The 5,596-nt window shown below is 76.8% G+C and carries 3 protein-coding genes; 1 reads left to right on the top strand and 2 read right to left on the bottom strand.

All coding sequences use genetic code 11. The features are described 5' to 3' along the window. Nucleotides 1-127 precede the first annotated feature (127 nt). Complete coding sequence (locus OC439_RS21640; RefSeq protein ID WP_262015018.1) at nt 128-1,096, top strand: hypothetical protein; 969 nt, start codon at nt 128-130, stop codon at nt 1,094-1,096. Between the two features lie 4 nt (nt 1,097-1,100). Here the strand turns inward: OC439_RS21640 and OC439_RS21635 are convergent, their stop codons facing one another. Further along, nucleotides 1,101-3,137 (bottom strand): BTAD domain-containing putative transcriptional regulator, encoded by a 2,037-nt coding sequence (locus OC439_RS21635; protein WP_262015017.1) that lies wholly within the window; start codon nt 3,135-3,137, stop codon nt 1,101-1,103. Next, nucleotides 3,134-5,326 carry a BTAD domain-containing putative transcriptional regulator gene (locus OC439_RS21630; protein ID WP_262015016.1) on the bottom strand — a complete coding sequence of 731 codons (2,193 nt, stop codon included), beginning with the start codon at nt 5,324-5,326 and terminating at the stop codon, nt 3,134-3,136. The genes OC439_RS21635 and OC439_RS21630 overlap by 4 nt, the downstream gene beginning before the upstream one ends. Nucleotides 5,327-5,596 lie beyond the last annotated feature (270 nt).

Here is a 5,596-nt window from a genome sequence, read left to right as displayed (position 1 = left end):
CGCTGCCGGCGCGGCCGTTCCCGCAGCCGCCGGTCCCGCCGCACCGCCGGACACGACCCTGCCGGACGGCTCGGGGCTTCCCGGCCCAGGGTCAAAGGCGGCCGGGCTTCACTCGGCGGGGACGAACGTGGCCGGGCCTCACGGGGCCGGGCCGGTCGCGGCCGGGCTGAGCGTCGTCGGGGCGGAGGCGGCCGGGCTCGACGACATCGGGCCGGCCGCGAACGGACCGGATGCGGCGGCGCGGGACGTGGCCGGGCCGGTGCTCGGCGGCGGCGCGGGCTGGGCGACCAGTCCGACGATGACGCTGCCGGTACACCGCCCCGCACCGGCGCCCGTCCGCTTCCAGCGCACCCCCGGCGACGACGCGCGGGGCGTACGCCCCGGCCCGGACCTGGACGAGGAGCGGACCTGGTTCCGGCGGGCGTTCCGCCGGGAGATCGCCGCCGTCGCCGCCGACGTGGCGGACGCGCTCGCCGCGCATCCGGCGCTCGCGGCCGGCGCCGATGCGGTGGAGTACGCGACGGCGGTCCGCCTCTACCTCTCCGCCGCCGGCGACGGCCTCGACCAGGCGCTGCGGTCCGCCGAGCCGGGCGGTCACGTGCCGTTCGCCAGGTGCGTGTCGGCGGGCGTACGCCGGTTGCCGGTGCACCGTGGCGTCGCGTACGCCGGTGCCGAGCTGACCACTGTGGACCTGCGGCGGATCGCGCAGCGCCGGGTGCTCACCGACTGGGGGTTCACCAACGCGCTCGCCGAGCCGCCCGCCGACCTGCCGGGCACGGTCGAGGTGCTGATCTGGTCGGCCACCGCGCGGCGCACGGCGGCGTTCGAGACCGCCGACGGCGTGCCGGCCCGGGTCCTGTTCCTCCCCGGTACCGCGTTCACGGTGCTCCAGGTGCAGGAGCCGGACGCCGGTGTCCCCGCCCGGCTGCTGGTGCGGGAACTGGCGGTGGAGGAGCCGCCGGTGGACGGGCGGGTGCGCTTCGACGCTCTCGCCCTTGCCGCCCTGCGCCAGCACCTGGCGCGCCGCACCGGTCCGGGTACGCCGGTCCCGGCGGCCGCCGCCCGCCGGTTCGTGGGCGTACCGGGGCTGCGCTGAGGCGTTACCGGTCGAGACCGTCGCGCAGGGCGGCGAGCGCCGCCCGCTGCGCCTGCGGCAGCCGGTGTCCCGCCAGGGCCCGGCGTACCAGCTCGCGGGCCGCCTCCGGGGCGCGCCGGGAGAGCTCGGCGCCGTGCGCGACCAGCCAGTCCACCAGCCACTCGTCCACCTCGGGCGGCCCGGCGAGCAGGTGGTCGGCGACCCGGGTGACGGCCCCGCCGTTGTCCGCGAGCGCCTGTGCGGCGTGCCGGTGCAGCGTCGGCCGCAGCGCGGCGGGGATGCTGCCGGCGAGCGCCCGCCGCAGCACCGGTTGCCGGAACGCCAGCTCGCTGCCCGCGTCCACGAGGACGTCGGCGGCGACGGCCTCCTCCAGCTCGGCCATCAGGTCGAACGGCGACCTCCCGGTGACCGCCGCGACCTCGGCGACGGCGAACTCGTCGCCGAGCAGGGCGGCGTAACGCAACGACTCGCGGGCGCCGGGGGAGAGGTGGTCGAGGCTGGCCCGCACGGTGTCCAGCAGCGCGCGCGGCATGTCGTCGGCCCGCGCGTCGACCTCGGCGAGCCCGTCGACGACGCGCACCCCGTCCTCGGCGACGAGGCCGCTGACCAGTTCCCGGGCGTACAGCGGGTTGCCGGCGGTCAGCGGCGCCAGCGACCGCAGCGTGGCGCCGGGCGGCACGCCCACCGTCCGGCCGAAGATCTGCTCGATGTCCGACGGGGGCAGGGGGGTGAGCCGGATCAGGTGCCCGTCGCGGGTGCTCACGCCCCGCCGTACCCGGGCCAGGTCGCGCCGGCCCGGTTCGGGCCGAGCGGTCGCGACGAGCAGCAGCGGCAGCCACCGGGTCAGCGCGGCCAGCCGCTCCCAGGCCAGCAGGCTCGCCTCGTCGGCCCACTGGAGGTGGTCGACGGCCAGCACCAGCGGGCCCGTCGCGGTGAGCCCGCGGACGTGGTCGAGCACCCGGTCGACGGCAGCGGCCGGGTCGTCGTGCGGCGCGTCCTCCAGGCGCAGCGCCCGGCGCATCACGTGCAGCGGGATGCGGCTGCTGAGTTCCTCGGCGCTGCCGCGCGCGATCCGGTGGCCGCGGGCCCGCGCCTCGTGCAGCGCCGCGTCGAGCAGCGCGGACTTGCCGATGCCCGGCTCGCCCTCGATCCACACGATCGCGCTGCGGCCCTCGCCCACCGCGTCCAGGAGGTCGCGCAGCAGCGCCAGCTCGGCGTCGCGTCCGACCAGGCGTCCCCGTCGCGCTACGGGCGGCGCGGCGGGCGCCGCCACCGCTGCCGGTGCCACAGGTACGGGCGGCGCCGGCTCGGCGAGGATGCGGCTCTGCAGTTCGCGCAGGGCCGGGCCGGGCTCGACGCCGAGTTCGTCCACGAGCACCCGGCGCGCCGCGTGGAAGACGTCCAGGGCCTCGGTGCCCCGGCCGGCCCGGTGCAGCGCGCGCATCAGCAGCTCGTGGAACGGCTCGTGCAGGGGATGGTCGCGGACCAGCGCGGTCAGGTCGGCGATCAGCGCGTCGTCGCCGCCGCCGGCCAGTACCAGCCGGGCCCGTCGCTCCGCCGCGCCGATCCGCAGCTCGGCCAGGCGGTGCCGGTCGAGGTCGGCGAAGAGTCCGGTGACGTTCGCGTACGCCTCGCCCCGCCAGAGCGCGAGCGCCTCGTCGAGCAGGGCGACGGCCGGTCCGGGCCGCTCGGCGCCGGCCTGCGCCCCGGCCGCCTCGCACAGCGTCTCGAACCGGTCGGCGTCCAGCGCGCCGGGTTCGAGGCGCAGCGTGTATCCGGCCCGGCCGGAACGCAGCAGCCCACCGGCCGGGCCCAGGGCGCGCCGCAGACCGGAGACGTAGGTGTAGATGTTGCCCGCCGCGGCGCTCGGCGCCGACTCGCCCCACAGCGCCCGGATCAGCTCGGCGCGGGTGACCGGGCGGTTGGCGTTCGCGGCCAGCATCGCGAACAGGGCCCGCCTCCGGGCCGGTCCGAGGTCGATCTCGACCTCACCGTTCCAGGCGCGTACCGGGCCCAGAACGGTGACGCGCAGTCTCCTCACCGCTGCCCGACGACCGCCGGGCCGACGTCCGCCGACGGCCCGTCCGGGCCGGCGATCCGGTTCATCTCGGCGCGCGTCGCGGCGTCCCCGGTGTGCGCCGACACCCAGGTCGCCTCGGCGCCGGCGGGCAGGCCGCAGCGGTGCAGCACCCGGGCCAGTTCCGCGGTGAGCAGCTCGCGGGACGACGCGGACAGGCCGGGCGAGGCGACGGCGTGACGCATCACCGCGATCGCGGGCGCGGGTGCGGTGGCGCCCAGCTGCGCGGCGTGCGCGGTCAGCCAGTCCTGCACCCAGGCGTCGACCGGCACCGGCCCGGCCAGCAGCTGGCCCGCGACCCGGCCGAGGTCGCCGCCGGCCTCGGCGAGCCGCTGGGCGAACTGCCTGTGCATCAGCACCCGCAGCGCGGTCGGGATCGCGCCGCGCAGGACCCGGCGGATGACCGGATGCCGGAACCGCAGGCGGCGCCCGTCCTCGACGAGGATCCCGGCGGCCAGCGCCTCCTCCACCGCGGGTACGAGTTCCGGCGCCGACTTGCCGGTGACCGCGGCCAGGTCGGCCACCAGGTAGTTGTTGCCGAGGAACGCGATCGCCCGCAGCAACTGGCGGGTGTCGTCGGCGAGCGGTTGCAGGTGCCGGGAGACCGCGTCGGTCAGTTCCGGTCCGGGTGTGTCGGCGGTCCGGCCGTCCCGGTCGGCGAGTACGAGATGCCGCAGGTAGTACGGGTTCCCGGCGGCCGCCGCGACGAACGAGCGCACGGTGCCGGGGCCCGGGCCGGGTGGGCGGGACCAGGCGCTTACCAGGTCGGTCGCGGTGTCGTCGTCGAGCGGACCGAGGTCGACGAGCGTGGTGCCGTCGCGGGGCAGCACCCGGCGCAGGAGCCGCACCTCGTATCCGGCCGGGACCGGGCGGGCGGCGGAGACGAGCAGCAGCGGCAGCCGGGTGGTGAGCTTGTGCAGCGCGTGCCAGACCAGCAGCGACATGTCGTCGGCCCACTGGAGGTCGTCCAGGACCAGCAGCAGCGGCCGTTCGGCGCACCGCGCGACCACGAACCGCTGGACCGTGTCGATGACGGTCATGGTCGGTGGTGCCCCGCCGGTGCAGGCGTGCAGCGAGGCGGGCAGGCCGTCCGCGTCGTTGCCCAGGGACAGGCACTCCAGCACGATGCTCAACGGCATCCGGTACGCCAGCTCGTCGCCGACGGCCCAGCCGACCTGGACGCCGAGCGGCGCCGCGCCGCTGAGCCCTTCGGCCAGCAGCGCTGATTTGCCGATGCCCGCCTCACCGCTGATCCACATGCTGCCGCCGCGTCCGCCGGCGAGGCCGGTGACCGCCGCGCGCAGCCGGGCCAGCGCGGCGGAACGGCCCCGGAAACCGTGGTGCCGGGCCGGGACCGGTCCCGGGCCGCGTACCGGGGCCGCGGTGGCGCCGGACAGCTGGTCGTGGATCTGCCGGACGGCGGCGGCGGGTTCGGTGCCCGACTCCTCGACCAGCCGGTCCCGCAGCGTGGCGTAGAGCGCGAGCGCCTCGGCGGTACGCCCCTGCGCGGCCAGCGCCCGCATCGCCACCGCGTACAGGCTCTCCCGGGCCGGGTGGCGGTCGACGAGCGCGAGCAGACGGTCGACGACCTCGGCGCCGCGTCCGAGGCCCAGCATCAGCTCGGCCTGGCGTTCCACAGTGGTCAGGTACAGCTCGCCGAGCCGGATCCGGTGGCCGGCCGCCCGCGGTCCCGGTACGCCGACGAGCGCCTCGTCGCCCCGCCACTCGGCCAGCGCGGCGTCCAGCGCGGCCAGTTCGCCCGTCGTGTCCCCGGCGGCGCGGGGCGCGCGGCTGCGCTCGCGCAACCGCTCGAAGCGGTGCACGTCGACGGCGTCGGCGTCGACGTGCAGCCGGTAGCTGCCGCCCTCGGAGGTGAGCACCCGGCCGGAGGACCACCTGTCGCGGTCCGGTTCGAGCATGCGGCGCAGGGCGGAGACGTACGTGTAGAGGTTGCCGGTCGCGCTGGCCGGCGGATGGTCACCCCAGACGGCGGAGATCAGTTCGTCCCGGGACAGGCCCCGTTCCGGGGTGAGCGCCAGCGCGCTGAAGACGGCCCGGCGCTGGGCCGAGCGCAGTGGCAGTTCCCGCCCGGCGAATGTGATCCGGAGACTGCCCAGCAAGCGGATGTCGAAGCCACTGCACTGTGCCGTCATGCCGTCCTCGTGGTGACCGGATACCTGCCTCGGTGACAACCGTTCGGCGGAACCCTAGCCCAACCATCTACCATGTCAACTTCGTGTGGATGGCCGAAAAGCTTACGGTGCAGGGCTTTCCGGTGCGCGTACCGTTCATCTTCGGCCACCGCCGGTCGCGCTAGCAGGCAGTCTTCGCGAGGCCGGTCCGGACCGTCCACGACGGACCGGGCAGGGGCCGGGCGTGCCGGCGAGACGATACTCACCTCGGCGGGGCCGGCGTACGACGCC

Origin of the sequence: Micromonospora sp. Mcm103 (genome assembly GCF_024519755.1) — a bacterium.
Taxonomy (GTDB): domain Bacteria; phylum Actinomycetota; class Actinomycetes; order Mycobacteriales; family Micromonosporaceae; genus Micromonospora; species Micromonospora aurantiaca.
The sequence above is the reverse complement of the archived record's forward strand: the minus strand, read 5'-3'. Positions and strand labels throughout refer to the sequence as shown.